This is a genomic window from Micromonospora sp. DT227, from assembly GCF_049841835.1.
In the GTDB taxonomy this organism is placed as follows: Bacteria; Actinomycetota; Actinomycetes; order Mycobacteriales; family Micromonosporaceae; genus Micromonospora.
In genome coordinates this window covers 623,823-650,542 of the sequence record NZ_JBNCLA010000002.1, presented here as the reverse complement: position 1 = coordinate 650,542, position 26,720 = coordinate 623,823, and the positions used below count along the sequence as shown (strand labels likewise).

The following is a 26,720-nucleotide window of genomic DNA, read 5'->3' as shown; positions in this document are numbered from 1 at the left end:
CGTGACACCTGACGAGTACGTCGAGGCGGTGCTGACGCTGGTCGAGCGCATCCCGCCCGGGCGGGCGATGTCGTACGGGGCGGTGGCCGACGCGCTGGCCGAGCGGTCGGGGCGGGCGTCGGCGCGGCTGGTCGGCTCGATCATGGCGCGGCACGGGGGCGGGGTGCCGTGGCACCGGGTGGTGAACGCGGCCGGCCGGCTGCCGCCGGGGCACGAGCTTCAGGCGCGGGCCCGGCTGCGCGCCGAGGGCTGCCCGTTGCGCGGGGATCGGGTCGACCTGGCGGTGGCCGCCTGGTCGCCGGAGGAGGGGATGTGACCGCGACCATAACGTGAGTAGCATTCGGCTCCATGACAGCTTCGGGCCTGCCCCGCCGGGTGCACCTCGGGTACGCGTCGGGCTCGCTGGTCACCGGCGCGTTCGGGACCGTGCCCGGGCTGCTCCTGCTGCCGTACCTGACCGACACGCTGGGCGTCGCGGCCGGGCTCGCCGCGCTGCTGGTGCTCCTGCCGAAGGCGTGGGACGTGCTGGTCAACCCGGTCGCCGGCCGCGTCTCGGACCGGACCCGCTCGCGCTGGGGCGCCCGCCGGCCCTACCTGCTCGGCGGCGGGCTGGCGCTGGCCGTGCTGTTCGCCGCGATCTTCGCCGCCCCGTTCGGGCGCGGCCCGGCCGCCGCCGGATACGTGGCGCTGGCGTTCCTGGCCACCGCGACCGCGTTCGCGTTCTTCCAGGTGCCGTACGTGGCCATGCCGGCCGAGCTGACCGCCGACCCGGCGGAGCGTACCCGGCTGATGACCTGGCGGATCGCGGTGCTGGCGCTGGCCATCCTGGTCTCCGGCGCGGTGGCCCCGGCGGTGGTGGCCGCCGGTGGCGACGGCGTGCCCGGTCACCGCTGGATGGGCCTGTTCGTCGCCGCGCTGATCGTGGTGGGCGCGGTCGGTGCGTTCCTCGGCACCCGGTCCGCGCCGGCCGGGACGGTCGGGGAGAGCGAGCCGAGCCTGCGCGCCCAGCTCGCGGTCGCCGGCCGCAACCGGCCGTTCCGGGTGCTACTGGTCTGTTTCGTGCTCCAGTCCGCCGGGGTGGCGACCGTGCTGGCCGGCGTGAAGTACTTCGCCGACCAGGTGCTGCGCGCGCCGGACAGCGGGCCCACCCTGCTCTTCGCCTGCTTCGTCGCGCCCGCGCTGCTGGTCATGCCGCTCTGGCGCCGGGCCGGCGACCGGCTCGGCAAGCGCACCTCGCTGGTCACCGCGTCGCTGCTCTTCGCGGCCGGCGCGCTCGCCCTCGTCGCCGCGCCCGCGCTGCCGGCCGCCGGGGTGTACGCGGTGGTCGCGCTGATCGGCGTCGGCTACGCCGGCCAGCAGGTGTTCGCGCTGGCCATGCTGCCGGACTGCATCGCGTACGACACCGCGCGCACCGGCCGGCGGCAGGCCGGTGTGTTCACCGGCCTGTGGACCGCCGGCGAGACGTTCGGCCTGGCGCTCGGGCCCGGCATCTACGGCCTGGTGCTCCAGCTCTCCGGTTACGTCTCCTCGTCGACCGGCGCCGCCGCCGTCCAGCCGGACTCCGCCCGGCTCGGGGTGCTGCTCGGGTTCACCGTGCTGCCCGCCCTGCTGGTGGCCGCCCCGGTGGCGCTGCTGCGCGGCTACACGCTCACCCCGGCCGACCTGACCACCGCGTCCGGCGGCGCCGGCGCGTCCGGCGGCACCGCGTCCGGCGGCACCGCGTCCGGGTCGGGCGACACCGGTACCGCGCCGGTGGCTCGGGCGTGAGGCACCGCATCCGTCCGTCGGTCGACGCGGACCGTCACGAGAGGAACACCTGATGAGCGACACGGCGGGGACGGGCGCGCTGCCCGCGCGAGGGGTGCCGGCGGCGCGGGTGCTCGACGAGATCCGGGCGCTGCGGTCGGCCGACCGCCCGACGCACGGCGGCCGGCTGTTCGCCTACGTCTACGACCCGGGCGTGGCCGGCCTGGACGAGCTGGCCCAGGCCGCGTACGCGGCGAGCGCGCACGTCAACGGCCTCGACCCGACCGCCTTCCCGTCGCTGCTGGCGATGGAGAACGCGTTGGTCGCCGCCGCCGCCCGGCTGCTCGGCGGCGGCCCCGGCACCGCCGCGCCGGACGTGGTGGGCAGCGTCACCGGCGGCGGCACCGAGTCGCTCCTGCTCGCCGTCAAGGCCGCCCGGGACGCCCGCCCCGAGCTGACCGCGCCGCGGCTCGTGGTGCCGGCCAGCGCGCACGCCGCGTTCGCCAAGGCCGCCCACTACCTGCGGGTCGAGCTGGACACGGTGCCGGTCGACCCGGTGACGTTGCGTCCGGCGGTGGCCGACGTGGCCGCCGCGATCCGGCCGGAGACCGTGCTGGTGGTCGCGTCCGCCCCGTCGTACGCGCACGGCGTGGTCGACCCGGTGGCCGGGATCGCCGAGGTGGCGGCCGGAGCCGGGGTGCGCTGCCACGTGGACGCCTGCTTCGGCGGCTGGGCGCTGCCCTGGCTGCGTCGGCTCGGCGCGCCGGTGCCGCCGTTCGACTTCGCCGTGCCCGGCGTCACCTCGGTCTCGGTCGACCTGCACAAGTACGCGTACGCGCCGAAGGGCGTGTCGGTGCTGCTGCACCGCGATCCGGCGCTGCGCGCCCCGCAGTTCTTCGCGTACGCGGACTGGCCCGGCTACACGATGGTCAACCCGGTGATCGCCTCCACCCGGTCCGGCGGGCCGATCGCCGCCGCGTACGCCACGCTGCGGCACCTCGGCGAGGACGGCTACCTGCGGCTGGCCGCGTCCACCCGGGACGCGGTCGCCGGGCTGGCCGACGCGGTGCGGGCGTCGGACGGGCTGCGGCTGATGGCCGAGCCGGAGTCCACAGTGGTGTGCTTCACCGCCGACGACCCGAAGCTGGACCTGTTCGTGCTGGTCGACGAGCTGACCGCGCGTGGCTGGCACACCCAGCCCCAGCTCCGGTACGCCGACCTGCCGGCCAGTGTGCATCTCACGGTGACCGCCGCGGTGGCGTCCCGGGTGGCCGAGTTCGCACCGGCGCTGGCCGACGCGGTCGCCGCGGCGCGGGCCGCCGGCCCGGTCGTGCTGCCGCCGGAGCTGCGGGCGCTGGCCGCCGGCCTCGCCCCGGAGGCGCTCACCCCGGAGCTGGTGGCCGGGCTGGCCGAGGGGCTCGGCCTGGCCGGCGGGGTCCCGGACCGGATGGCGGTGGTCAACACGCTGCTCGACGCCGCCCCGGCGGCGGTACGGGAGCGGCTGCTCGCCGAGTTCGTCGGCCTGTTGCAACGCCCCGCCTGGGGGCGCACCCCGGGCGGCTGAACACGGTCTGACGATTCCCGGGCTGCCTCTCGAACCGGCCGGATCCGCGGCCGGGGAGTGTGGTGAAAAAGCCGGATCGCTTGTATCACGGGCAGTCAATGCGGAACAGGAAAATGTCGATACCTGCGACAGATGTGGGGCCGCCCTATTCTGTTGCTCGTGACTGGCTTGGCCGAACATTCGATGCGTCATGCCGGGTCGTACCGTCGATGACGGGATCCGACCGCGCCGGGTCCACCCCGAGGGCTGGCGCTGCCCGGCGGCTCGGCACGACGCCGGGTGACGAGGTCGTCTGGGACGACGTGATGGCGTTCCGGGCGGTCGCGGAACAGCTCAACTTCACCGCCGCCGCCCGCCAGATGCACGTGTCCGGCCCGACCCTGTCGCACCGGGTCGCCCGGCTGGAGGCCGCCCTCGGGCTGGTGCTGTTGGTCCGCACCACCCGTTCGGTGCGACTCACCGAGCCGGGGGCGGTCCTGCTCGACTGGGCGGTCGAGGCCGGCGATTCGTGGCGGGACCTGCGCGCGTCCCTCCAGCGTGAGGCGGGCCCGGCTGAGCCGGCACGGGCGCCCGCGCTGCGCGGCGTCCTGCGGTTCGGGCACGCGAGGATGGACACGACCGACCTGTTCGGGGAGCTGCGGCGCGCGGTCCCGGGCGTCGTCTGGCACACGCGGGGCATGCCGACCGGGACGGCGGGCCTCGTCGCCCTGGTCGAGGGGTCACTCGACGTGCTGCTCTGGGCGGACTGGCTGTCCTGGGGGCTTCACCAGGCACCCGGCCGGGTGCTCGAACAGGTCGAGTCGGCCCTGGTCGTCAACGAACCCCTTTGGGTGTACCTGCCGGTCGGCCACGCGGCGGCCGGTCAGGACACCGTGGACGTCGGCCAGCTCGCGGAGGACGACTGGATCGCCTCACCGCAGGAGGTGCCGATGCGGATGGTGCGGCACACGGCCCGTCGCTACGGGCGGTTCGAGCCGCGGATCCGGCACGTCACCGACGATCCGAGGATGGCGATGAGCCTGCTGACCGAGGGGCTCGCCGTGGACGTCGGACCACCGCCGTGCGCGCCGCTGCCGCCGCAGGTGGTGGCCCGGCCGCTGCGTAGAGCGCCGCGCACCCGGATCCAGTTGAGCAGATGGCGCTTCGGCCCGGTGCCCGCGCAGACCTTCCGCGCCGTCCACCACCGGATCGGCCACTGGTACGTCGACGGCTACCGCGAGGCCAACCCGGACTACTGGCGCTGGCTGGTCCGCCGTTCGGAGCGGCACCCGGGTCTGCGGCGTGCGTTGCGGGAGTCCGTCGACAGCCGGCGGGTCGCCTGGTGAAGTGGCCGCAGTTGCACTCCTTCGTGGCGGTCGCCGAGGAGGAGAGCTTCACCGGTGCGGCGCGGCGACTGGGCGTCAGCCAGCCCGAGGTGTCGCGCCGGGTCCGCCAACTGGAACGGCAGGTGGGCGCCAAGCTGGTCCAGCGGACGACGCGCCAGGTGACGATCACCGCCGCCGGTCGCGAGGTGCTCCGCTGGGCGGTACGCACGATCGACGGCTGGGAGCGGGTCAACCGCCGGCTCGACGGTTACCGGAGTCCGTCGGACCCCAGGTCGGAGGGCATTGATAGCAGTAAAGAGAAAAAGCGAGTGGATTAAGAGGATTTTCATCCTTCCAACGTTGGAAACCTGCCGGCAGACTCGATGTCGCGGGGAACTCCGCAGCCGGAACGTTGAAGGGAAACGCCACATGCGGTTGAAGCGAACGATCGGATCCGGGTCCACCCTGGCCGCCATCGGCCTGGCCGCCTCCGCCGGGGTGCTGGCCGTGCCGGCGCCGGCCAGCGCGGCCGTGGGACCCGCCCTCCTGGGGACCTGGTACAACAACTACGGCAACGTGCTGAGCATCCGGGAGGACGGCGCGCACGGCGCACCGGTCGGCACCTGCGGTGACCTGACCATCAAGGACATCAACGTGGTCGACGGCGCCGGCCTGGTGATGACCGGCCAGTACCGGACCGCGGCCTCCGAAGGGGTCCTCAACGGTCAGGTGATGTGCGTCAGCTACACCTTCACCAATGTGCTGATCACCGTCAACGCTCAGCAGAACCAGTTCACCCTGACCGGCGGGGTCAACAGCACCTTCACCCGCGCCTCCTGACCACGTGCGCACCCGGTAGGCAGGGACTCGTGGCCCGGCCGGCACCACGCCGGCCGGGCCACCCGCGTCGCCGCAGCGCGCGCCTGCTCCGGGGTCAGCCCGCGTCGGCCACCGTCACGGTGAACGAGGCGGCGTTGTCCGCCGGGGCGGCGTCGGGCACCGTGACGGCGTCCCACTGGGTGTTGAGCTGGAGCGTGGCGGCGCCGAGGTCACCCGGCGCGGTGCCCGGCTCGGCGTAGAGCAGCACGTCGAAGCTCCGCTGCTCGCCGGCCATGAAGCGTCCGCCCGGCACGCTGAAGCTGGTGAAGAAGCTCGGTGCGTCCTGCGGGTCGGTGCCCCAGATCTGCACGCCCGCCGGCAGCCCGGTCGCCTCGGCCCAGAGCTGGTCGTGCGCGGCGTCACCGGCCCACCCGACCGTCACCGGCAGTCGGCCCCGGTAGCTGCCGTCCTCCTGGCGGGTCAGCGTCGCCGCCCCGGCCGTGGTGATCGAGGCGCGGGCCTGGGTGTCCTGCACGTAGGGCACCGGGTCGCGCAGCGACCCCGTGGTGGAGCGGAACCGCGCCGCGTAGCTGGCCCGGTCGGCGACCTCGTCCCGGCCGTCGCCGACGTTCACCGAGATCTTGCCGCCCTTCGCGATCATCGCGACGTCGCGGGTCGCCGTGAGCACCTCGAACGTGACGGTGAACTGCCGGCTCTCGCCCGGTTCGATGTCGCCGCCGGGCACGCCGCAGGTGGCGGTCCGCCGGTTGTCCTGCAACGCCCCGAAGCCGCACGCCTCCTCCGGGTTCACGCCGCGGAACGAACCGGCCACCGGCTCCCGCAGGAAGACGCTGAAGTAGGTGGCGACCGGGCCGTTGTTGGTCACCGTGACCGGCAGGCTGCCGTGGTAGCCGCGCGCGCCCGGTTCGAGCACCAGCCGACCCACCGAGATGTCGGCGGCCGGGTCGGTGGTGGGCGCGGCGGCGGCCGGAGCGGTGAGCGCCAGCAGCGCGGCGGCCGAGCCGAGCAGGACGCCGGCGAGCCGGCCTCCGATACGTGTCCTCATCTGGAAGATCCTCCAAGGTCCCCGTCACCGCGCGGCTGGTCCGCGCGGCGTCACCGGTAGCACGCGACGGGCGTCGATCCGGTTGCGATCTTTTCTGCAGGGAATCCGACAGCGGTTCAGCGAGTGGTGTAGCGGTCCTCGTCGTTCTCGTGGTTCGGGTCCAGCAGCGGGTCGGCGTCGGTGCCGACCGGCGTCACCTCGGCGATGCCGATGTCGCCGGGGCCGTTGGAGTTGCGCAGGCCGAACCGGAAGGTCCGTTCCGCGCCGGGGCCGAGCGGGCCGAACCGGCAGACGATCGGCCCCTTCGGCGGTGCCCCGTCCCGGCAGGCCGACCATGCCGGGCCGTCCGCGACGGTCCCCACCTGCATCCGCAGGTGCAGCTGGACCAGACCTGCCGGTACCGCGCTGAGGTTCCGGACCGTGACCGAGATCGTCCCGGTCCGTGTCCCGTCGGTCTCCGGCGCACCCAACCGCACGTCTCCGGCGGACACCGTCAGGTCGGCCAGGTGCGGGTTCGGGCCGAACGAGGTGGGCCCGTCCACCTGGTCGAAACGCTTCCCGGTCCACCGGTAGCCGCGCCACTGCCGCTGCGACCAGTCCAGCGACCAGCCGCCGCCGGGCGCGATGTCCGCCATCTCCACCCGGACCGTGCCGCGGTCGGTGACCTGTGCGTCCAGCAACCACTCGGGAGCCGCCTTCGCGGACCGGGCGATCTGGCCGAGGACGACGATCCGGCCGTCGGCGTCCCGGTCGAGCGCCACCACCTGGGACGGGCCGTGCTGGAAGATCTGGCAGCGGAGCAGGGCGACCGTCTCCACCGTGCCGTCGCCGTCCACGTCACCGTGGACGAGCTCCTCCAGCAGCACGTCGCCCTCCTTGCGGTAGCTGGCGGCGATCCGGGTCGGACCCGCCGTGCAGTCCGGGTCGGGTGTCCAGGCCGGCAGGTCGACCCGGGCAGCCAGCAGTTGGGACCGGCTGATCCGTCCGTCCGGTGCGGCCCGGCTCGGGCTGGCGGTGCTCGGCGCCGGCGTCGTCGGCGGCGGGGGTGGCGACGACGTGGTCTCGGACGGGCTCGGGGTGACGGTCTGGGCCGGCGTCGGGGGCGGCCCGGTGCGCCGGTGCAACGCCCCACTGGCGCCCACCGGGACCGCCACCGCGAGCACCACCGCCGCGGCGGTCACCACCGTGGTCCGCCGGCGGCGTCGGCGCACGGTCCGCCGGACCGCCGCCGTCCCGGCCGGGTGCACCACCGGCACGTACGCCGCGCGGAACCCGGCGAACTCGCCGCCGACCAGGATGTCGTCGGGCTCAGTCATGGTGGTGCACCTCGTTCGTGGTGGTGAGTTTCGCTGCCAGCGCGGCCCGCCCCCGGTGCAGCCAGGACTTGACGGTGCCCTCCGGCACGTTCTCCTGGGCCGCGATCTGCGCGACGCTGAGATCGGCCAGGTAGTGCAGGACCACCGCGCGACGCTGGTTGGCGGGCAGGTCGGCCAGCGCCGCGGTCAACGCGACGCGGTCCGGCCCGGGCCCCGGCACGTGCTCCTCACGCTGCCGGTGCAGCCACGCCTGGGCCGTCCGCACCCGCCGCCACCGGCTCGTCGCCAGGTTCCATGCCACCCGACGGATCCAGGCCAACGGATCGTCGTAGCGGGACACCCGGGACCAGCGCGCGAACGCCCGGCAGAACGCCTCCTGCACCATGTCCTGCGCCTGGGCCAGGTCACCGCAGTAGGCGGTGAGCTGAATGGTCAGCGACCGGAAGTGCGCATGGTAGAGACCGTCGAAGTCGACCGGCCCCGCTCCGGCCGGGCGCCTCGTGGTCTCCTCGGGCGGCGGCTCGTCGAGCCGCGGCTCCCTCGTCACTGTCATCCGGTCCTCCCCGTGAGCATGCCGCCGGCGCGGTCACACCGGTCACACGTCCGGACGCCGGTACGGGTTGCGGCCGTTGCCGTACCGGCGGGTGGCCGACTGTCCGGTCGGGGACAGCGGCGGTGGCCGGCGGCCGGTCCGGGCCCCGGACGCTGTGGTTGACTGTCGGTTCGGGGACCGTGGAGGGAGAGTCAGGTGCAGTTGCCGGCCGTGCTCGGTGAGCCGATCCGGTTCGTGCTGAACTGGGGCCGTCGCTACTCGCTCTGGGTGTTCAACTTCGGCCTGGCCTGCTGCGCCATCGAGTTCATCGCGACCAGCATGGGCCGACACGACTTCATGCGCCTCGGCGTGATCCCGTTCGCCCACGGCCCCCGGCAGGCCGACCTCATGGTGGTCAGCGGCACGGTCACCGACAAGATGGCCCCGGCGGTCAAGCGGCTCTACGACCAGATGCCCGAGCCGAAGTACGTCATCTCGTTCGGCGCCTGCTCCAACTGCGGCGGCCCGTACTGGGACTCCTACTCGGTGACCAAGGGCGTCGACCAGCTCATCCCGGTCGACGTCTACGTGCCCGGCTGCCCGCCCCGCCCGGAGGCGCTGCTGCACGGCATCCTCCGCCTCCAGGAGAAGATCGCCGCCGAGCAGTCCGGCCTCGGCGGCGTACCCCGCCCGGACCGGCTCGCCTCCCCGGCGGACGTGGTCCCGCGCCCGGTCGAGGCGCTGACCGCGCCCCCGGTGCGTCCTCCGATCGGCTGACCCGCTCCGGTGGCGCGGCGGGGCTAGCCTGCGGACCATGACCGACTCCGCGGAGAAGCGTTCCGCCTACATCGTCGACGTGCTGACCGAGGAGTTCGGCGCGTCCATGGCGATCGACCCGGCGGCGTTCCGCCGGAAGTTCCGCAAGATGGCCGCCTCGCCGTTCGCGTTCTACCGCGGCAGCGCCTCGCTGTTCTACGCCGACCAGCGCGGCGACTTCGCCAGCGACCGGTTCCTCGACGACCGGACCAGCCGGGTGTGGATCCACGGCGACCTGCACGCCGAGAACTTCGGCACCTACATGAACGCCTCCGGCCGGCTCGTGTTCAACGTCAACGACTTCGACGAGGCGTACGTCGGGCCGTTCACCTGGGACCTGAAGCGGTTGGCCGCCAGCGTGGCCCTGCTCGGCTACGCCAAGGCGCTCTCCGACCGGGTGATCGGCGAACTGGTGACCGGCTTCGCCCGGTCGTACCTGACCGAGCTGCGGGCGATCGCCACCGGTGGGGACGACGCGATCGGCTCGATCACGTTGGAGAACGCCGACGGCGTGCTGCGTCGGGTGCTCCAGCAGGCCCGACTGAGCACCCGGGTGGACCTGCTCGCCGCGCAGACCACCGTCGACAACTACGAGCGACGGTTCTCCCTCGGCGACGGCGTGCACGAGATCGACGCCGCCACCCGGGAACGGGTCTGCGCCGCGTTCGGCGACTACCTGCACACGCTGCCGGAGTCGAGCGCCCGACTGCGCCCGGTGGCGACCACCATCAAGGACGTGGTGCTGCGCAAGGGCGTCGGCATCGGCTCGGCCGGACTGCCGTCGTACAACCTGTTGCTGGAGGGGCACACCGAGGCGCTGGAGAACGACGTCGTCATCTACATGAAGCAGGCCCAGGTGCCGGCCGTGGCGCGGCACATCGACGACGAGCGGGTCCGGTCGTACTTCCGGCACCAGGGGCACCGCACCGCCGAGTCGCAGCGGGCGTTGCAGGCGCACGCCGACCCGTGGCTGGGCTTCACCGAGCTGGACGGCGTCGGCCAGCTCGTCGCCGAGGTCTCCCCGTACGCGGCGGACCTCGACTGGGCCGACGTGAACGAGCCCGAGGACCTGGCCGGGGTGCTCACCGACCTGGGCCGGGCGGTGGCCCGGATGCACTCGGTGGCCGACGACGAGTCCAGCCACGACCTGGTCGACTACTCCACCGAGGAGTCGATCGTCGCGGCCGTGGACGCCGACGCCGACGGCTTCGTCGACCACCTGGTCGACTTCGCCCACCGGTACGGCATCCGGGCCCGCGAGGACCACCAGCTCTTCGTGGACCTGTTCCGCAACGGCCGGCTGCCCGGCATCTGAGCCGGCGCCCGGCTCACTGGGCGAAGTCCAGCACCACCTTGATGTCGTCGCCGGTCGACGCGTACGCCTCCCGGTACGCGGAGACCGGCACCCGGCGGGTGACCAGCGAGGCCAGCCAGGAGCGGTCGGCGCGGGCGAGCGCCTCGGCGGCCAGCTCCCAGTGCCGGCGGCCCGCGTTGACCGACCCGAACACCACGTTGTTCTCCAGCACCAGCTCCCGGTTGAGCGCGCCGGCGTCGAAGTCGATGGTCCGGCCGCCGCTGGACACCCCGGTCAGGCAGACGATGCCGTTCGGCGCGGCCTTGCACATCGCGTCCAGCACCACCGGCGGCGCGCCGGTGCACTCGACCACCACGTCCGGTGCGAGGTCCAGCTCGGCCACCGTCGACGTGTGGTACGTCGCGCCGAGCGCGCGGACCAGGTCCGGCTTCGGGCCGGTGGTGTTGCGGTCCAGCACGTGCACGGACAGCTCACGCTGGCTGGCCAGCAGCGCGGCCAGCAGACCGATCGGCCCGGCGCCGGTGATCAGCGCGGTCTTCGGTTTCCACTCGGCCCGGCGGCCGATCCGCTCGATGTGGTCCCACGCCTTCGCCACCACGCTCGTCGGCTCCAGCAGCATGCCCACCGACTCCAGCGCCGGGTCCAGCCCGACGGCGAACTTGGGCGGCAGCCGCCAGCGGTCCCGGGCGAAGCCGGGCAACCCCTTGATGCCGTGCTCGGTGTACCGCCCGTTGCGGCACATGTCCCACTCGTCCACCGCGCAGTTCGCGCAGGGCACCGGGTCGGGGCGGCGGACCACGCCGGCCACCAGGTCACCGGGGTGCAACGTGCCGGTCGGGTCCTCCAGCACCCGACCCAGCGACTCGTGCCCGAGCACCAGGCGCTCCTGACCCGGCGGCGCCTCGCCGTACTCCCCGGCGATGATCTCCTGGTCGGTCCCGCAGATGCCGACGGCCAGCGCCTCGACCAGGATCGCGCCCTCCTCGGGCGCCGGCTCGGGCCAGTCCTCGGTGAGCCGCAGCGAGTCCGGGACACCGGGGGTCACAGTCACAGCGCGCACGGCCTCATCTTTCCCCGCCGGCCGGCCGGCCGCTCGGCAAAGCGGCGAACCGGGCCCGGACGGCCCGACCCGGCCGCGAGCTGCCGGCCATAGGATCAGCGCATGACTCCGGAAGAGGTCGGCCGTCGCGTGGTCGCGCTGCTCGCGCCCGTCGAGGCCGCCGCGTCGGTCTCCGGCGGTCAGGGGTACGCCCGCGCCACCGTCGACGTACCGCCGGCGAGCTGGGCGGACGCGGTGCGCGCGGCGCGCGACGACGCCGAGCTGGGCTGCGACTTCCTCGACTGGCTGTCGGCGGTGGACGAGCTGGCCGACGGCTTCGACGTGGTGGCGCACCTCTGGTCGGTGCGGCACCGGCACGGGCTGCTGCTGCGCACCCGGGTCCCCCGGGACACGCCGGTCGTGGCCTCGGTGGTCGACGTCTTCCCCGGCGCGGCCTGGCACGAGCGGGAGACCCACGAGATGTTCGGCATCGACTTCGCCGGGCACGGCGAGCTGCGGCCGCTGCTGCTGCCGCCGGAGTTCGAGGGGCACCCGCTGCGCAAGGAGTTCGTGCTGGCCTCCCGCGTGGCGAAGCCGTGGCCGGGCGCGAAGGAGCCGGGCGAGTCGGAGGCGGGCGGCGGTCGCCGGCCGGTCCGGCCGCCGGGCGTGCCCGCGCCGGGTGAGTGGGGGACGACGCCCACGCCGGCCGGTGCGGCCGGCGTCGGCGAGGGCCCACGCGGCGGTACGCCGGCCCGCCCGGCCCGCGAGCGCCCACCCCGCCCGGCCCCGGGCGAGCGTCCGGCGCGCCCCGCGTCCGGCGAGCGCCCCGCGCCTCCGGCCTCCGGCGAGCGTGCGTCGCGTCCTCAGGCGGGCGAGCGCCCGGAGCCCGGCGGGCCGCCCGTACCTCCGGCCTCCGGTGAGCGCCCCGCGCCTCCGGACTCTGCTGGGGGTGGGACGCGGCCGGGCCCCGAGGCTCGTCCGGTCCCGGGCGCGTCCCGGCCGACCGGCCCGGCCCGGCGGGAACCCGCCCCGCCGCCGGCGGAACCCGGCCCGCTCGGGCGCCCGCTGCCGGGGGAGCGACCGACCGGCCCCGCACGGCAGGAACCGGCGGACGACCGGCCCGCCGGCCCGGCCCGGCCCGACGCGGGCTCCGGCGCCGAGGCGGGGGAGGACTGATGCCGGACTGGTTGGAGCTGGTCCTGCGGGTGGCCGGCGTGCTGGTCGCGTTCCTCACCCTGCCGCTGATCGTCGGCCAGGCCGAACACAAGGTGATGGCGCACATGCAGGGCCGGCTCGGTCCGATGTACGCGGGCGGCTTCCACGGCTGGGCGCAGCTCGTCGCGGACGGCATCAAGTTCGTGCAGAAGGAGGACGTCACCCCGCGCGAGGCGGACCGGTCGGTGTTCCGGCTGGCGCCGGCGGTGGCGCTGGTGCCGTACCTGGTGGTGCTCCTGGTCATCCCGCTCGGCCCCGCGGGCCTGGTCGCCCAGCCGCTGGACATCGGCCTGTTCTTCGTGCTCGCCGTGGTGGGCATCGGAGTGCTTGCGGTGCTCATGTCGGCCTGGGCGTCGGCCAACAAGTACAGCCTGCTCGGCGGGCTGCGCGGCGCGGCCCAGTTGCTCGGCTACGAGCTGCCGCTGGTGTTGGCCGCCGCCTCGGTGGCGATGGCGGCCGGCACGCTGAGCCTGAGCGGCATCGTCGAGGCGTGGCGGCCGTGGTGGCTGCTCTGGCAGGCGCCGGCCATGGTGATCTTCTTCGTGGCCGGGCTGGCCGAGATCCGCCGCCCACCGTTCGACATGCCGGTGGCCGACTCCGAGCTGGTCTTCGGCTACATGACCGAGTACACCGGCCTGCGTTTCGCGTTCTTCCTGCTCGCCGAGTACGTCGGCATCGTGGTGATCGCGGCGCTGACCACGGTGCTCTTCCTCGGCGGCTGGCAGGGCCCGTTCGCCGACGCGCAGCTCGGCTGGCTGTGGACGCTGCTCAAGGTGTTCGCCGTGGCGTTCGTGATCATCTGGCTGCGGGTGAGCTACCCCCGGCTCCGCGAGGATCAGCTCCAACGCCTCTGCTGGCTGGTCCTGGTCCCCCTCGCGCTGGCCCAGCTCGTCCTCACCGTCGCCGTCCGCCTGGCGCTGTAAGGCGGGGCCCCCTCTTAACGCATTCCGCATAGGAGGGGGGCCCGCTTAACACCACAGCTCAGCGCAGGGGGGTGTGGGCGGGGTCCACGCGTTCGGCGGGGGGCGGAGGCGGGGGTGGGGTGCCGTCGCCGAAGGGGCGGCCGCCCAGTTCCTCGCGGCCGTGCGGGGTCAGCCAGTTCGACAGGTCGGGGCCGAGCGGCACGATGCCGGTCGGGTTGATGTCCCGGTGGACCTCGTAGTAGTGCCGCTTGATGTGGTCGAAGTCGATCGTGTCGCCGAAGCCCGGCGTCTGGAACAGGTCCCGGGCGTACGCCCAGAGCACCGGCATCTCGCTCAGCTTCTGCCGGTTGCACTTGAAGTGCCCGTGGTAGACCGGGTCGAAGCGGGCCAGCGTGGTGAACAGCCGCACGTCCGCCTCGGTGATCGTGTCGCCGACCAGGTAACGCTGGCCGGTCAGCCGTTCGCTCAGCCAGTCCAGCCGGTCGAAGAGCCGGTGGTACGCCTTGTCGTACGCCTCCTGGCTGCCGGCGAAGCCGCACCGGTAGACACCGTTGTTGACGTCGGCGAAGACGACCTTGTTGACCTCGTCGATCTCGGCGCGCAGCGGCTCCGGGTACAGCTCGGGCGCGCCCGGCCGGTGGAGCGCGGTCCACTCGGTGGACAGGTCCAGGCTCATCTGCGCGTAGTCGTTGGTCACCACCTGGCCGGTGGGCACGTCGACCAGCGCCGGCACGGTGATGCCCCGCTCGTAGCCGGGGAAGCGGGCGAAGTAGGCGTCGGCGAGCCGCTCGATGCCGAGCACCGGGTCCTTGCCGCCGGGGTCGAGGTCGAACGTCCAGCTCCGCTTGTCGTGCGTGGGGCCGGCCACGGCCTGCGAGATGGCGTCCTCCAGCCCGAGCAGCCGGCGCACGATGATCAGCCGGTTCGCCCACGGGCAGGCCCGGCTGACCGCGAGCCGGTAGCGGCCCGGTTCCACCGGCCAGCCGTCCCGCCCGTCGGCGGTGATCCGGGTGGCGATGTACCGCTGGTCGCGGGTGAACTCGCCGCCCGGTTCCACGTACTTGCCGCCGGTCCGGTCGAGGATCTCGTCGTCGCTGCCGCCCACGCCCACCTCCCAGGTTGTCGTCACCTCCCATCATGGTCGCTCGCACCCGTCCCGGCAGTTCGAGCGGCGGAGACGGTCGCCACGACCGTTCGAGCGGCGGAGACGGTCGCCACGACCGTTGGAGCGGCGGAGACCGTCGCGCCGGTCCGTGGCGGCGGGCCGGGTGCCGCCGGGCCGGCATAGGCTGCCGGCCGTGACCGATCTGGAGGCGGCGGCCCGACGTTTCATCGCCGACGTGTGGAACGCCGGCCGCGAGGAGACCGCGTACGAGCTGGTGGCCCCGGGGTGCCCCGGGCTGGGCGGCGCCGGGCCGGCGGCGGTGCTGGCCGGGCACCGGGACCGGCGGGCATCCTTCCCGGACCTGCGCTACAAGATCGTCGAGCTGGTGGCCGGCGACGGGCGGGTCGCGGTGCACTGGCGGGCGGCCGGCACCCAGGCCGGGCAGTTCGGCCCGGTGCCGCCGACCGGGCGGGTGGTCAGCTACTCCGGGGCGTCGTTCCTGCGCTTCGACGACACCGGGCGGATCGTGGACGTGTGGAGCGTCAACGAGCTGTTCCAGGTGCTCCAGCAGCTCGGCGTGGAGATGTTGCCGCCGCTCACACCCGGCGGGGCGTGATCCGGCTGATCGGCAGGTTCACCGGGAACGGCTCGCCGGTGTCGACGAACTTGGTCCACCGACCGGTCTCCGCGTAGACCTCGTGCACCGGATCGATCTTGTAGGTGTGGACGACGAGGCCCTCGTCCTCGATCTCGATCCGCCAGTAGAACGGGATGCCGGCCTGCGCATAGAGCGCCGGCTTGAGCACCCGGTCGATGGAAATGGTGCGAGGCGAGACGATCTCCACGGCGAGCACCACCTCGTGCGGCTCGTACCGGGACGGCTCGCGGGCGGCGGCTGCCGCGGTGGTGACCAGTACGTCCGGGATGAAGGAGCGGTCCCGGTCGAGCCGCACCCCCACCGCCTGGGTCACGTCGTACCCGTCGGGGCAGTCCTCGTCGAGGGCCGCCATGAGCAGGCCGGCGATGCTCTGGTGCGTCCGGCCGCGCAGGGACAGGAGCATCGCGCCGTCGACCAGTTCGCGACGGCGACCGTCCTCCGGCAGCAGGTCCAGGTGGTCGGTCGTCCAGCCGCCGGCCGGCGGGCACAGACTCTCCAGGTCGGCGGTCATCGACCGGCCCTTCCCGGTGTGTCGTTCTCCCCGCGCTCACGATAGCGCCGCCAAGAGTCGGGTGGTGGTCGCGCGCGCCGGGGGCACAGGGCAGGATGGGCGGCATGAGCGAGCACGGTGGAGTGCCCGGCGGCGGGCTGGTGAAGGGCCTGGCGGTCACGTTGAAGACGATGACCCGCCGGTCGACCACCCAGCAGTACCCGGACGTGGCGCCCGAGCTGCCGCCCCGCTCCCGTGGCGTGATCGCGCTGCTGGAGGAGAACTGCACGGTCTGCATGCTGTGCGCCCGTGAGTGTCCGGACTGGTGCATCTACATCGACTCGCACAAGGAGGAGGTGGCGGTGCCCGGCGCCGCCCGCCCCCGGCAGCGCAACGTGCTCGACAAGTTCGACATCGACTTCTCGCTCTGCATGTACTGCGGCATCTGCATCGAGGTCTGCCCGTTCGACGCGCTCTACTGGTCGCCCGAGTTCGAGTACGCCGAGTACGACATCAAGGACCTGCTGCACGACAAGGACCACCTGGGCGAGTGGATGGGCACCGTCCCGCCGCCGCCGGCCCACGACCCGCTCGGCGACCCCTCGAAGGAGGAGACCACCGCCGCCCGCAAGGCCGCCGCGCCCGCCGCTCGTCCGGCCCCGACCCGGGTACGCTCCGACGACGCCGACTCCCCGGGCGGAGGCGCGGCCTCATGACCGGTGCGGACGTGCTGCTGCTCGCGCTCGGCGCGGTGGCGGTGGGCGCGGGTGCGCTGGTGGTGGGCACCCGCCACCTGGTCCGGGCCGGGCTGTGGCTGGTGGTGTGCCTGGGCGCGCTGGCCGGCGACTACCTGGTGCTCACCGCCGAGCTGGTGGCCTGGGTGCAGGTGCTGATCTACGTGGGCGCGGTGGTGGTGCTGCTGTTGTTCGCGGTGATGCTGACCCGGGCCCCGATCGGCCCCTCGGACGACCTGGACCGGCCCGGCTGGCCGGCCGCGCTGGTCGGCGCCGGCAGCGGCCTCGGCCTGGCCGTGCTGCTTGTCGACGCGTTCCGGTGGTCGCGGGTGGAGTTGCCGGCGGCGGGGACCGCCGAGCGCCTCGGCGAGCAGGTGTTCCGCTCCTGGGTTCTGCCGTTCGAGGTGCTCTCGGTGCTGCTGCTGGCGGCGCTGGTCGGCGCGATCGTCCTCTCCCGCCCGGACATCGGCCGCCCGACCGGGCCCGTCGACACCGCCGGTCCGGCCGCGGGCACCGGCCCGACCGGCAGTTCCGGGCCGGCCGGCGAATCGGGGCCGGCCGCCGGCCTGGAACCGGCCGCCGCCGCAGCCGCCGACGAGGGCGGGCGCCGGTGAGGCCGGTCATCCCGTACGTCACCGCCGCGCTGCTGTTCGGCCTCGGCGTGTACGGCGTGCTGCGTCGCCGCAACGCGGTGCTGGTGCTGATGGCGGTGGAGTTGATGCTGAACGCGGTCAACCTGGTGCTGGTCACCGCGGACACCACGGTCCGGGCCGCGTTGCCGCACTCCGGGCAGGTGTTCGCGCTGTTCGTGATCGTGCTGGCCGCCGCCGAGATCGGTGTCGGGCTGGCCATCGTGCTCCAGCTCTACCGGCTGCGGGCCAGCGTCACGGTCGACGACGTCCCGCTGGCCGAGCGGTCCTCGGAAGGCGCGGCCCGATGAGCGCGTCGACGGTTTGGCTGGCGGCGGTGCTGCCGGCCGCGCCGCTGGTCGCCGGCCTGCTCGGGCTGCTGTTGCCGCCCGCGTCGCACGGGGACCGGGCCCCGGCCCGGAAGCTGGCGGTCGGGCTGGGGGTGACCGGCGCGGCGGTGGCGTCGCTGGCCGCGCTGCTGTTGCTGGTCCGCGTGGACGGGCCGATGGAAGCGGCCACCACCTGGGTCGAGGTGGGCGGGCTGCGGGTCACGTTGGGCCTGCGGCTGGACGGCGTGGCCGTGCTGGTCGCCACCGCGGTCACCGTGGTGGCGCTGGCCGTGCAGGTCTACTCGACCGGTTACCTGCGTCGCGGGCCGCACGACGACGTGGACGTGGACCATCGCTACCCGCCGTACGCGGCGCAGCTCAGCCTCTTCACCGCCGCCATGCTGACCGTGGTGGTCTCCGGCGACCTGATCATGCTGCTGGTCGGTTGGGAGGTGATGGGCATCTGCTCGTACCTGCTCATCGCCCACGACCGGCGGCTGCCGGAGGCGCCCGGCGCGGCGGTGAAGGCGTTCCTGGTCACCCGTGTGGGTGATGTGGGCTTCCTGCTCGGCATCGCGCTGCTCGGCGTGGGCGCGGGCAGTTTCCGGATCGCCGACGTGCTGGCGCACGACTACGGCACCGGCACGCTGACCGCGGCCTGTCTGCTGCTGCTGGCCGGCGTGGCCGGCAAGAGCGCCCAGTTCCCGCTGCACACCTGGCTGCCGGACGCGATGGCCGGCCCGACGCCGGTCTCCGCGCTGATCCACGCCGCGACCATGGTGGCCGCCGGCGTGTACGCGGTGGCCCGGCTGTTCCCGCTGTTCGAGCGGGCCCCGGCCGCGCTCGCCGTGCTGGGCGTGATGGCGGCGGTCACGATGCTGCTGGGCGCGTTCGCGGCCACCGCCCAGGACGACCTCAAGCGGGTGCTGGCCTGGTCGACGGTCTCCCAGATCGGGTACATGACCGGCGCGCTCGCGGTCGGCGCGCCGGCCGCCGCGCTGTTCCACCTGCTCACCCATGCCGCGTTCAAGGCGCTGCTGTTCCTCGCCGCCGGTGCGGTGATCCACGCGGTGGGCACCACGCTGATGTCCCGGATGGGTGGCCTGCGCGCCGCCATGCCGGTCACGTTCTGGTGCATGGTGGTGGGGCTCGGCGCGTTGGCCGGGGTGCCGCCGCTGTCCGGTTTCTGGAGCAAGGACGGCGTGCTGGCCGCCGCCGAGGCCGCCGCGCTCGACGACGCCGGCCCGACCGCGCCGTGGGTGGGCTGGCTGGTCTGGCTGGCCGGGCTGCTGGGGGTGGCGGTCACCGCCTGGTACGCGACCCGCCTGCTGCTGCGCGTGTTCTTCGGCGCGACCCGTACGCCGCTGCTCCGGCCGCACGATCCGCCGGCGTCGCTGCGTTGGCCGGTGCTGCTGCTGGCGGTGCCGGCGGCGCTGCTCGGGCTGGCCGCGTTCGCGCCCTGGTTCGCCGACCGCCTGCGGGCGCCGGGTGACGCCTCCGGCGAGGCGGTCGAGCTGGTGCACCTGGCGCCGAACCTGATCCTGCCGTTCCTGCTGCTGGTGGCCGGCGCGGGCGGGGCCTGGGCCGGCTGGCGTCGCGACCCGGCCGCCGACCCGGCCCGCTTCCTGGGTCCGCTGCGGCCGGTGTTCGCCCGGGCGTTCCGGCTCGACGACGTCCAGCACGCCCTGGTCGTACGCCCGACCGGCGCGTTGGCGCGGGCCGTGCGGGCCGGCGACGAGCTGGGCGTGGACGGCCTGGTCGAGGGCACCGGCCGGGCGGCGGTGGAGGCGGGCGGCGGGCTGGCCGCGCTGCACCGGGCGGCGCTGCCCCGCGCGGCGGCCGGCGTGCTGGCCGGCGCGTTGCTGATCGGCCTGGCGGTCGCCCTGATCGGAGTCACCTCATGACGTTCGGGCAGGTCCTGCTGGTGGCCGTGGTGGCGGTCCCGGCGCTGGGCGCGGTGGCGACCGCCGCCGTGCCGGGTGACCGGGCCGGCCGGCTGGTCGGCACCGTCGCCGCCGCGTTGACGCTGCTGGCGACGCTGCCGCTGGTCGGCGGTGAGCACGGCTGGTTCGGGTACGGTCCGCGCCCGGCGGTGCAGCCGTGGCACCGGCTCGACGTGCCCTGGGTGCCGGGCCTCGACCTGCGCTTCCACCTGGGCGTGGACGGCATCTCCTGGCCGCTGGTGGTGCTGACCGCGCTGCTCACGTTGCTGTGCTGCGGCTACACGTGGTGGCGGGTGCCGGCCGGCGGCGGCAGCGGGCGGGCGCTGGTGGCGTTGCTGCTGGTGGTCGAGGTGGGCATCCTCGGCACGTTCCTGGCGCTGGACCTGGTGCTGTTCTTCCTCTTCTTCGAGGTCGTCCTGCTGCCGATGTACGCGATCATCGCCGGCTGGGGCGGCGACGACCGGCGGCGGGCGGCCCGCAAGTTCGCGCTCTACACGCTGTTCGGTTCGGTGTTGCTGCTGGTCGGCGTCTACGTGGTGGTGGCCGCCGCGGGCACCGCCGACCTGGTCACGTTGACCGGCGGCGCCGGCCTGTCGCGGAGCACCCAGCTCGCCGCGTTCACGCTGCTGGCGTTGGCGTTCGCGGTGAAGAGCCCGCTGTGGCCGCTGCACTCGTGGCTGCCCGACGCGCACACCCAGGCGCCGACCGTGGGCAGCGTGATCCTGGCCGGGGTGCTGCTGAAGATGGGCACGTACGGGCTGATCCGGGTGGCGGTGGGGGTGGCCCCGGAGGGGGCCCGCTGGGCGTCGCCGGTGCTCGGCGCGCTCGCCGTCGCGGCCATTCTGATCGGTGGCCTGGTCTGCCTGGCGCAGGACGAGCTGAAGCGGCTGATCGCGTATTCGAGCGTGGGGCACATGGGCTTCGTGCTGCTGGGGGTGGCCACGCTCACCGCCACCGGTCTCCAGGCGGCGCTGATCGGCAACATCGCCCACGGGGTGCTCACCGGCCTGTTGTTCTTCCTGGCCGGGGCCGTCAAGGACCGGACGCACACCGGTTCGTTGGCCGAGCTGTCCGGGTTGCGGGAGACCGCGCCCCGGTTGGCCGGGCTGCTGGGCTTCGCGGCGGTCGCCTCGCTGGGGCTGCCCGGCCTGGCCGGCTTCTGGGGTGAGGCGTTCGCGGTGGTGGCGGCCGTGCGGCGGGGCGGCGCGCTGTGGCTGACGCTGGCGGTGCTGGCCGCGCTGGGCGGCGCGCTGGCCGCCGCGTACCTGTTGCGGTTGTTGCGCCGGGTCACCCACGGCCGGCCCTCCCCGGCGGTGGCACCGCTCGGGCCGGGGCTGGCCGGCGCGGAGCTGACCGCGTGGGCGCCGCTGGTGCTGCTGGCGCTGGCGGTCGGCCTGGCCCCGGCGTTGGTCCTGTCCTACGCTTCCGGCCCGGTGGAGGCGCTGCTGGGGGTCGTGCCATGAGTCTGGTGCAGAGCGTCGACAACGTGGCGTTGCTGCCGGGTTACCTGGCCGCCGGCACCGCGATCCTGGTGCTCCTGGTGGACCTGCTGGTGGCCCGTCCGACGATCACCACGGTCGTGGCGGCGCTCGGCGCGGCCGGCACCGCGGCCGGTGCGGCGCTGGTCGGCGCGGCCGGCACCCGGCGCACGTTCTGCGTCGGCGCGGACTGCTCCTGGGTGTGGAACGGTCGGGCCGCGTTGACGGGGGTGGTGATCGCGTTGCTCACGCTCGGCGTGCTGGCGATCTCCGGTCCGCTGCTGCGCGCCGGGCGGACGCCGGCCGGCGAATACTGCTTCCTGCTCGCCTGCGCGATGACCGGCGGCGTGGTGCTCGGCGCGGCCGGTGACCTGATCACGCTGATCGTGGCGTTGGAGACGTTGACGCTGCCGTTGTACGTGCTGGTCGGGCTGCGCCGGGCCAGCCTGGCCGGGGCCGAGGCGGCGGTGACGTTCTTCGTGGTCAGCGTGGTCGCCACGACGGTGACGCTGCTCGGTGCCGCGCTGCTCTACGCGGTCACCGGCAGCCTGCACCTGGACCGGCTCGGCGCCACCCTGGCGGCGCGGGACGACCTGACCGACCTGCCGCTGACCACTGTCGCGGTGGCGCTGGTGGTGGCCGGGCTGGCGTTCAAGGTGGCGGCGGTGCCGTTCCACGCCTGGGCGCCGGCCACCTACGACGGCGCGCCGCTGCCGGTGGCCGCGTACCTGTCGACCGCGTCGAAGCTGGGCGGCGTGGTGGCGTTGCTGGCGGTGGTGCAGCGGGCGCTGCCGGGTGGGGTGACCGGTCCGGTGCTGGCGTTGCTGGCGGTGCTGACGATGACCGTGGGCAACCTGGTGGCGCTGCGCCAGCGGCGTACCGTGCGGTTGTTGGCCTGGTCGTCGGTGGCCCAGGCGGGCTACATTCTGGCCCCGCTGGGCGCGTTGGCGTTGGCCGCCGGGCGCACCCCGGACGCCCGCGCCGGGGCGTACGCGGCGGCCGTCGCGTACGCCGTGTTCTTCGTGCTGCTGGAGCTGGCCGCGTTCGCCGCGGTGGTGGCGTTGCGGCCGGCGGACGGTGACGGCGGCACGCTCGCCGACCTGCGCGGTGCGGCGCGGCGGCACCCGTGGGTGGGTGGCGCGTTCGCGTTGGCGCTGATCGGGCTGGCCGGGCTGCCGCCGGGGCTGGCCGGGCTGTTCGCCAAGGTGACTGTGGTGCGGTCGCTGCTGGCCGGGCACGCCGGCTGGCTGGCCCTGGTGGTGGCGTTGAACGCGGTGCTGGGCCTGGCGTACTACCTGCGGGTGACGGCGTCGCTCTACGCGGTGCCGAGCGGCGTCGCCGCGGCCCGACCGGCCCGCGCGGTGGCGGTCGCGCTCGGGGTGGCCACCGTGGCGGCCGTGGTGATCGGGGTCGCACCGCAGCTCGTGCTGGACGTGGCGGCCCGCTGACCGGTTCCTGCCCGGGTGGGCGGTCGGTTCAGCAGGCGCACAGGAATCCCCAGTCAACTTTCAGCCATGAGCCGGATGGTTGACGGGTACCGGTGTGTTGGACCGGTCAGCGGGTTCCCGTGCGGCCCCGCGGCACCGAAGGAGCGATCGTGCATCACAACCGTCTCAAGACCGCAGCGCTGCTCGGCCTGTTGACCTCGCTGATCCTCGCGGTCGGCTACTGGTTCGGCGGTAGCGGCGGTCTCGTCATCGCCGTGCTCGTCTCGTTGGTGATGAACGGCGTGACCTACTTCTACTCCGACAAGCTGGCCCTGCGTTCGATGAAGGCGCAGCCGGTCAGCGAGGCCCAGTTCCCCGAGCTGTACCGCATGGTGCGGGAGCTGTCCACGCAGGCCGGCAAGCCGATGCCCCGGCTCTACGTGAGCCCGACGTCGCAGCCGAACGCGTTCGCCACCGGGCGTAACCCGGAGCACGCGGCGGTCTGCGTCACGCAGGGCATCGTGGAGATCCTGGACTACCGGGAGCTGCGCGGCGTGATCGGGCACGAGCTGTCCCACGTCTACAACCGGGACATCCTGATCTCCAGCGTGGCGGCCGGTCTGGCCGGCATCATCACCATGCTGGCGAACATCGCCTGGTTCATCCCGTTGGGCTCCTCGGACGACGAGGACGGCCCGAACCCGGCGGTGCTGCTGCTCACCCTGATTCTCGGCCCGATCGCGGCCACCGTGATCCAGTTGGCGATCAGCCGCAGCCGGGAGTACCAGGCCGACCAGTCCGGCGCGGAGCTGAGCCGCGACCCGCTGGCCCTGGCCAGCGCGCTGAAGAAGATCCACATGGGTACGCAGGCCCGCCCGCTCGCGCCGCAGGGCCAGCTCACCAGCACCGCGCACCTGATGATCGACAACCCGTTCAAGCGGGGCGGCGGCATCGCCGCGATGTTCGCCACCCACCCGCCGATGGAGCAGCGGGTGGCCCGGCTGGAGCAGATGGCCCGCAACTCCGGGCCGGTGCAGTTCCAGCGCTGACCCGTCCGTCCGTCACCTCCGCCCGCGTCCGGCCCCGGACGCGGGCGGAGTCGCGTTCGGGCCGCCTCCCGACGGGGCCGGTATCAGGCAGGTTCGGGAATCCGGTCCAGCCGGGTGAACAGCCCCACGACGAGCAGCAGCAGCCCCGCCGCCAGATAGGCCGCGGCTGGACCGAACAGCGCGGCGGTGCCGCCGAGCAGGAAGATCCCGACGCCGGAGAGCATGATGTTGCCGGCCACCATGGTCGCCTCCACCTGCCCCATCCGCTCCCGGGGCGCCAACCGCGCGAACGTCGCCTGCGCGCCGATCAGCCAGCCGCCACCGGCGCCGACCAGCGCGTTCGCCACGGCCAGCGCCCAGAGCGGGGCACCGGTCACCACCAGCAGGGCGGCCAGCAGGAACGCGGTGCCGAGCGCGCGGGTGGCCAGGACCTGGCCGGCGATCCGGGCCAGCCAGCTCCGACGCCCGACCACAAGCACGAACACGGCCCCACCGAACGACGAGGCGGCCAGCAGCACCGGCCGCCAGGCCCCGCCGGTCAGGTCCGGGGCGAGCGTCTCCGGCAGTGCCCCGGACAGCGCGGTGGTCACCGTCAGCAGGGCCACCCCGCGCAGGACCGGATGGCCGGCGATGATCCGCAGGCCGGCGGTGGCGGGTGGCCGGGGACCCCGGCTCTCCTGCCGGCCGACCGGCAGGCCGGCGAGCACCACGGCCGCGAGCAGGAACGACACCAGGTCGATCACCAGGGCCGTCCGGGGGCCGAGCGCCACCGTCATGCTCGCGCCGGCGAGCAGGCCGACCACCTGGCCGCTCTGGTTCGCGAACGCGGAGAGCCCGAACAGCGGCAACCGCAGCGGCGCCGCCACCGCCTCGGCGGTGACCGCCACGTGCACGCTCGAATACCCGGCCCGGACCGCGCCGAGCAGCCCGGCGGCCATGATCGCCGGCAGCGGCTCGGGCACCACCACCGGTACGGCGATGAGCGCCGCGCCGGCCAGCGACAGCCCGACCAGCATGGTGCGTCGGGCCGGCACGTCCAGCCAGCCACTGAACACGGTCGCGACCAGCAGCGCGGGCAGCGTCCGGGCGGCGTAGACGGCGGCCGGCCCGAGCACCGAGTCGGTCTGGTCGTAGGCGAGCAGCAGCAGCGCGGCGAGCCCGACGAAGTCACCCAGCTCGGAGATGCCCCGGGCGATCAGCAGCCGGGACGCCACCGGATGCCGGAAGAGCGCCCGGTAGCCGGGCGTCGCGGGGTCGGTCATCGGGCTGACGGGTCCGCTGTCTCGACCCGCGACGGCGCACCCGCCGTGCCGCTCATCCGACCTCCGTAGACGCCGACGGCGACCCTGCCGCCGTTGGCATGGACTCAATTCGATGAGGAACCTACCCCGTACCGATCGGTACGGCAGCCCCTGTTTCCGGGCGGTGGTGCCGACCGCGTCGCGACGCCGCGTCAGCTCGGCTTTCCGCAGAGCCGGGTCTGGGAGAATGGCGGTCCCGGCGGCACGTGGCCCCGCCAGACGTGGTTGAGGGTGATGGCCAGCGTGGGGGCCTGCCAGGCGGCACCGAGCTGTTGGAACGTGCCGTACTCGCGCCGCCGCGACCGGATGTCCTCGCCGGAGAGGAACGCGATCGCCCGGTCGGTGATCGTCTTCTCTCCCAGCAGTCCCCCGTGCAGGGCGGGCACCTCGTAGACGGGGATCTGGGTGAACGGGCCCGGCGGGAGTTCGGTCGCGCTGACCGTGGGCAGGAAGGCGATCATCCGGACCCCGGGGACCGGGCACATGGTCTGGAACCGGTAGAACGGCGCGTGGTCCAGCAGCGAGCGGATGAACGGCTCGTCCGGACTGTCGCCGCCCCCGCTGAGGCGGGCCGCCAGCGCGAAGATCCCGCGTAACTGCCAGCCAGGGGCGATGCCCCAGCCCGTCGCCGCGTCCTCCGGGGGGTAGTACTCGCGGGCGGCGCGGACCAGTGGGCTGAACATCAGCAGCGCCTTCACCGGGGAACTCGGCCGGTCACGCAGGTACGTCCGCCCGACCATCGCCCCCTCGCTCTCGCCGAGCAGCGCCACCGGCCGGCCGGTCCGGGCGTGCAGCGCGTCCACCTGCCGGGCGAGCAGGACCGAACTGGAGTCGAGCGAGCGGTGCGTGTCCCGGGACTGGTAGGGCTTCGGACGACCGGCGGCGTCCGGACCGGTGTAGGAGAACGTCTCCACCGCCGGGTCGGCGGCGGGCCGCCCGTCGTACCGCGAGTTGTGCGGGCCGATCACGATCACCGCGTACCGGACGGAGGAGGGTAGCCGTCGGTCGAGCAGCAGCGGCCGGAACGCGCCCACCTGGTACGACGGACTCGACGTCACCGCCTGCGCCGCCAGCGGGATGGCCAGGGCGAGCACCACGACGAACGGGGTCACCGGCACCCGGGGCCAGTGGACCCGGGACGGCAGCAGCGCCGCGCGTACCGACCGGTTCCACAGCAGCCCGTTGGCGGCCCCGGCGAGCGCCGCCACCAGCAGCGTCCACCAGCCGGGCACCCGCCAGACCACCGCGCCGGCGATGGTGATCACCACGAAGTCGAGCAGCGACCAGCCGACAAGCGCCGCCGACGGCAGGCCGCGCCACCCGTGGGCGTTGACCGCCGCCCGTTGCAGGAACGGCGCGAGCAGCAGCATCGGCCCCACGGCGGCGAACACGAACCAGGACAGCGACACCACGCCGGCGGCGACGGCGAGCGCGGCGAACGGGGTGACGATCACCGCCGTCAACGCCGCGATCCCCAGGTTGCGCAGCAGGATGCGTCGGCGGTCGGGGCGGGTCGCCTCGACCGGCCAGGCGAGGCTCACCAGGGTCGCGGACAGCAGCCCACGCAGCCCGATGGCGATCATCAGCCCGAGCAGGTAGTCCTGCCAGGAGTCGTGGTAGACCAGCAGCCACCGCATGTCGTTGTACGAGTCGTACGGCCAGACCGCCGAGCCCTGCGGCGAGAGGCCCTCCGCGCTGCGGAAGTCAAGCGCCAGGAACAGCACGTTCTGCAGCACCGGGACGATCGCGGCGAGCGCGACGAGCCCGAGCAACCTGCCCCTCGGGTGGCTCACCACTCCTCCTCGACCCCGGTCTCCCTCCCCGACTCTCCGACGCCGGCTGGCCGCGCGGGGCGGAATGCCGGAAATCGCTGGCGCGATCCGGGTGTGCCGGGCCACTGTGAGGCAGCCGACCGTTTCCAT

Annotated in this window: 25 protein-coding genes and 1 pseudogene; 18 read left to right on the top strand and 8 right to left on the bottom strand. The window is 74.1% G+C overall.

The features are described from left to right. The first annotated feature begins 1 nt into the window (after position 1). The 6 genes from ACLQ2W_RS12055 (at position 2) to ACLQ2W_RS12030 (ending at position 5,454) form a co-directional block, all read left to right on the top strand. On the top strand, positions 2-316 hold the full coding sequence (locus ACLQ2W_RS12055; RefSeq protein ID WP_107157392.1) for an MGMT family protein: 315 nt from the start codon (positions 2-4) through the stop codon (positions 314-316). 32 nt (positions 317-348) lie between these two features. Further along, on the top strand, positions 349-1,767 hold the full coding sequence (locus ACLQ2W_RS12050; RefSeq protein WP_425786417.1) for an MFS transporter: 1,419 nt from the start codon (positions 349-351) through the stop codon (positions 1,765-1,767). Between the two features lie 52 nt (positions 1,768-1,819). After that, complete coding sequence (locus tag ACLQ2W_RS12045) at positions 1,820-3,310, top strand: pyridoxal phosphate-dependent decarboxylase family protein (protein WP_425786416.1); 1,491 nt, start codon at positions 1,820-1,822, stop codon at positions 3,308-3,310. A 209-nt stretch (positions 3,311-3,519) separates the two neighbouring features. After that, a complete protein-coding gene (locus tag ACLQ2W_RS12040; RefSeq protein WP_425786415.1) occupies positions 3,520-4,635 on the top strand; it encodes a LysR family transcriptional regulator in 1,116 nt (371 codons plus the stop codon). Continuing rightward, positions 4,632-4,952, top strand: a complete 321-nt coding sequence (locus tag ACLQ2W_RS12035; RefSeq protein ID WP_425786414.1) for a LysR family transcriptional regulator — start codon at positions 4,632-4,634, stop codon at positions 4,950-4,952. Before ACLQ2W_RS12040 ends, ACLQ2W_RS12035 begins: the two co-directional genes overlap by 4 nt. A 91-nt stretch (positions 4,953-5,043) precedes the next feature. Beyond that, positions 5,044-5,454: a hypothetical protein gene (locus tag ACLQ2W_RS12030; RefSeq protein ID WP_425786413.1), complete on the top strand. Its 411-nt coding sequence runs from the start codon at positions 5,044-5,046 to the stop codon at positions 5,452-5,454. Between the two features lie 94 nt (positions 5,455-5,548). Here ACLQ2W_RS12030 and ACLQ2W_RS12025 read toward each other — a convergent pair whose 3' ends face one another. From ACLQ2W_RS12025 to ACLQ2W_RS12015, 3 genes are all read right to left on the bottom strand, one after another. After that, positions 5,549-6,499: a hypothetical protein gene (locus ACLQ2W_RS12025; RefSeq protein ID WP_425786412.1), complete on the bottom strand. Its 951-nt coding sequence runs from the start codon at positions 6,497-6,499 to the stop codon at positions 5,549-5,551. A gap of 116 nt (positions 6,500-6,615) precedes the next feature. Further along, entirely contained in the window at positions 6,616-7,815 is a 1,200-nt protein-coding gene (locus ACLQ2W_RS12020) for a hypothetical protein (protein WP_425786411.1), read from the bottom strand. Further along, positions 7,808-8,368 (bottom strand): SigE family RNA polymerase sigma factor, encoded by a 561-nt coding sequence (locus ACLQ2W_RS12015; protein ID WP_425786410.1) that lies wholly within the window; start codon positions 8,366-8,368, stop codon positions 7,808-7,810. Before ACLQ2W_RS12015 ends, ACLQ2W_RS12020 begins: the two co-directional genes overlap by 8 nt. A 195-nt stretch (positions 8,369-8,563) precedes the next feature. Between ACLQ2W_RS12015 and ACLQ2W_RS12010 the strand changes: the two genes are divergently transcribed. Further along, the gene (locus ACLQ2W_RS12010; protein WP_281938179.1) at positions 8,564-9,124 is read left to right on the top strand and encodes an NADH-quinone oxidoreductase subunit B; all 561 of its coding nucleotides are present in this window, start codon (positions 8,564-8,566) and stop codon (positions 9,122-9,124) included. A gap of 37 nt (positions 9,125-9,161) precedes the next feature. Further along, positions 9,162-10,478, top strand: coding sequence for a DUF2252 domain-containing protein (locus tag ACLQ2W_RS12005; RefSeq protein ID WP_425786409.1), 1,317 nt, complete (start codon positions 9,162-9,164; stop codon positions 10,476-10,478). Between the two features lie 13 nt (positions 10,479-10,491). On the opposite strand, the gene ACLQ2W_RS12000 is transcribed toward ACLQ2W_RS12005, so the two are convergent. Continuing rightward, positions 10,492-11,538 carry a glucose 1-dehydrogenase gene (locus ACLQ2W_RS12000; protein ID WP_425786408.1) on the bottom strand — a complete coding sequence of 349 codons (1,047 nt, stop codon included), beginning with the start codon at positions 11,536-11,538 and terminating at the stop codon, positions 10,492-10,494. 102 nt (positions 11,539-11,640) lie between these two features. Between ACLQ2W_RS12000 and ACLQ2W_RS11995 the strand changes: the two are divergent. Further along, positions 11,641-12,237: pseudogene (locus tag ACLQ2W_RS11995) on the top strand (NADH-quinone oxidoreductase subunit C); the annotation flags it as partial. A 455-nt stretch (positions 12,238-12,692) separates the two neighbouring features. Then, positions 12,693-13,655 (top strand): NADH-quinone oxidoreductase subunit NuoH, encoded by a 963-nt coding sequence (gene nuoH / locus ACLQ2W_RS11990; protein WP_425786407.1) that lies wholly within the window; start codon positions 12,693-12,695, stop codon positions 13,653-13,655. A 58-nt stretch (positions 13,656-13,713) separates the two neighbouring features. Here nuoH and ACLQ2W_RS11985 read toward each other — a convergent pair whose 3' ends face one another. After that, positions 13,714-14,766: a glutathione S-transferase family protein gene (locus tag ACLQ2W_RS11985; RefSeq protein ID WP_425786492.1), complete on the bottom strand. Its 1,053-nt coding sequence runs from the start codon at positions 14,764-14,766 to the stop codon at positions 13,714-13,716. Between the two features lie 187 nt (positions 14,767-14,953). Between ACLQ2W_RS11985 and ACLQ2W_RS11980 the strand changes: the two genes are divergently transcribed. Beyond that, positions 14,954-15,376, top strand: coding sequence for an ester cyclase (locus ACLQ2W_RS11980; protein ID WP_425786406.1), 423 nt, complete (start codon positions 14,954-14,956; stop codon positions 15,374-15,376). Here ACLQ2W_RS11980 and ACLQ2W_RS11975 read toward each other — a convergent pair. Next, a complete protein-coding gene (locus tag ACLQ2W_RS11975; RefSeq protein ID WP_425786405.1) occupies positions 15,357-15,929 on the bottom strand; it encodes a Uma2 family endonuclease in 573 nt (190 codons plus the stop codon). The genes ACLQ2W_RS11980 and ACLQ2W_RS11975 overlap by 20 nt on opposite strands. A gap of 104 nt (positions 15,930-16,033) precedes the next feature. Here ACLQ2W_RS11975 and ACLQ2W_RS11970 point away from each other — a divergent pair, with 104 nt between their 5' ends. The 7 genes from ACLQ2W_RS11970 to htpX all read left to right on the top strand — a co-directional run bounded on the left by ACLQ2W_RS11970 (position 16,034) and on the right by htpX (position 23,497). Further along, on the top strand, positions 16,034-16,624 hold the full coding sequence (locus ACLQ2W_RS11970; RefSeq protein WP_107157406.1) for a NuoI/complex I 23 kDa subunit family protein: 591 nt from the start codon (positions 16,034-16,036) through the stop codon (positions 16,622-16,624). Further along, positions 16,621-17,256 (top strand): NADH-quinone oxidoreductase subunit J family protein, encoded by a 636-nt coding sequence (locus ACLQ2W_RS11965; RefSeq protein WP_425786404.1) that lies wholly within the window; start codon positions 16,621-16,623, stop codon positions 17,254-17,256. Before ACLQ2W_RS11970 ends, ACLQ2W_RS11965 begins: the two co-directional genes overlap by 4 nt. Beyond that, positions 17,253-17,582 carry an NADH-quinone oxidoreductase subunit NuoK gene (gene nuoK, locus ACLQ2W_RS11960; RefSeq protein ID WP_357298130.1) on the top strand — a complete coding sequence of 110 codons (330 nt, stop codon included), beginning with the start codon at positions 17,253-17,255 and terminating at the stop codon, positions 17,580-17,582. The genes ACLQ2W_RS11965 and nuoK overlap by 4 nt, the downstream gene beginning before the upstream one ends. Next, positions 17,579-19,504, top strand: a complete 1,926-nt coding sequence (locus tag ACLQ2W_RS11955) for an NADH-quinone oxidoreductase subunit L (RefSeq protein ID WP_425786403.1) — start codon at positions 17,579-17,581, stop codon at positions 19,502-19,504. The genes nuoK and ACLQ2W_RS11955 overlap by 4 nt, the downstream gene beginning before the upstream one ends. Further along, a complete protein-coding gene (locus tag ACLQ2W_RS11950; RefSeq protein ID WP_425786402.1) occupies positions 19,501-21,006 on the top strand; it encodes a complex I subunit 4 family protein in 1,506 nt (501 codons plus the stop codon). The genes ACLQ2W_RS11955 and ACLQ2W_RS11950 overlap by 4 nt, the downstream gene beginning before the upstream one ends. Further along, complete coding sequence (locus tag ACLQ2W_RS11945) at positions 21,003-22,469, top strand: NADH-quinone oxidoreductase subunit N (protein WP_425786401.1); 1,467 nt, start codon at positions 21,003-21,005, stop codon at positions 22,467-22,469. The genes ACLQ2W_RS11950 and ACLQ2W_RS11945 overlap by 4 nt, the downstream gene beginning before the upstream one ends. A 149-nt stretch (positions 22,470-22,618) precedes the next feature. After that, positions 22,619-23,497 (top strand): zinc metalloprotease HtpX, encoded by an 879-nt coding sequence (htpX, locus tag ACLQ2W_RS11940; RefSeq protein ID WP_425786400.1) that lies wholly within the window; start codon positions 22,619-22,621, stop codon positions 23,495-23,497. A gap of 83 nt (positions 23,498-23,580) precedes the next feature. On the opposite strand, the gene ACLQ2W_RS11935 is transcribed toward htpX, so the two are convergent. Further along, entirely contained in the window at positions 23,581-24,759 is a 1,179-nt protein-coding gene (locus ACLQ2W_RS11935; protein WP_425786399.1) for a hypothetical protein, read from the bottom strand. 191 nt (positions 24,760-24,950) lie between these two features. After that, positions 24,951-26,591: a hypothetical protein gene (locus ACLQ2W_RS11930; RefSeq protein ID WP_425786398.1), complete on the bottom strand. Its 1,641-nt coding sequence runs from the start codon at positions 26,589-26,591 to the stop codon at positions 24,951-24,953. Positions 26,592-26,720: the final 129 nt, after the last annotated feature.

Excerpts from the sequence above, each read along its gene's own strand:
- ACLQ2W_RS12015 (WP_425786410.1), bottom strand. The coding sequence starts at position 8,368 with ATGACAGTGACGAGGGAGCCGCGGCTCGACGAGCCGCCGCCCGAGGAG.
- ACLQ2W_RS11970 (WP_107157406.1), top strand. The coding sequence starts at position 16,034 with ATGAGCGAGCACGGTGGAGTGCCCGGCGGCGGGCTGGTGAAGGGCCTG.
- ACLQ2W_RS11950 (WP_425786402.1), top strand. The coding sequence starts at position 19,501 with ATGACGTTCGGGCAGGTCCTGCTGGTGGCCGTGGTGGCGGTCCCGGCG.
- ACLQ2W_RS11975 (WP_425786405.1), bottom strand. The coding sequence starts at position 15,929 with ATGACCGCCGACCTGGAGAGTCTGTGCCCGCCGGCCGGCGGCTGGACG.
- ACLQ2W_RS11945 (WP_425786401.1), top strand. The coding sequence starts at position 21,003 with ATGAGTCTGGTGCAGAGCGTCGACAACGTGGCGTTGCTGCCGGGTTAC.
- ACLQ2W_RS12025 (WP_425786412.1), bottom strand. The coding sequence starts at position 6,499 with ATGAGGACACGTATCGGAGGCCGGCTCGCCGGCGTCCTGCTCGGCTCG.
- ACLQ2W_RS12050 (WP_425786417.1), top strand. The coding sequence starts at position 349 with ATGACAGCTTCGGGCCTGCCCCGCCGGGTGCACCTCGGGTACGCGTCG.
- ACLQ2W_RS12040 (WP_425786415.1), top strand. The coding sequence starts at position 3,520 with ATGACGGGATCCGACCGCGCCGGGTCCACCCCGAGGGCTGGCGCTGCC.
- ACLQ2W_RS11955 (WP_425786403.1), top strand. The coding sequence starts at position 17,579 with ATGAGCGCGTCGACGGTTTGGCTGGCGGCGGTGCTGCCGGCCGCGCCG.
- ACLQ2W_RS11965 (WP_425786404.1), top strand. The coding sequence starts at position 16,621 with ATGACCGGTGCGGACGTGCTGCTGCTCGCGCTCGGCGCGGTGGCGGTG.
- ACLQ2W_RS12020 (WP_425786411.1), bottom strand. The coding sequence starts at position 7,815 with ATGACTGAGCCCGACGACATCCTGGTCGGCGGCGAGTTCGCCGGGTTC.
- ACLQ2W_RS12030 (WP_425786413.1), top strand. The coding sequence starts at position 5,044 with ATGCGGTTGAAGCGAACGATCGGATCCGGGTCCACCCTGGCCGCCATC.
- ACLQ2W_RS12045 (WP_425786416.1), top strand. The coding sequence starts at position 1,820 with ATGAGCGACACGGCGGGGACGGGCGCGCTGCCCGCGCGAGGGGTGCCG.
- ACLQ2W_RS11935 (WP_425786399.1), bottom strand. The coding sequence starts at position 24,759 with ATGACCGACCCCGCGACGCCCGGCTACCGGGCGCTCTTCCGGCATCCG.
- ACLQ2W_RS12005 (WP_425786409.1), top strand. The coding sequence starts at position 9,162 with ATGACCGACTCCGCGGAGAAGCGTTCCGCCTACATCGTCGACGTGCTG.
- nuoH (WP_425786407.1), top strand. The coding sequence starts at position 12,693 with ATGCCGGACTGGTTGGAGCTGGTCCTGCGGGTGGCCGGCGTGCTGGTC.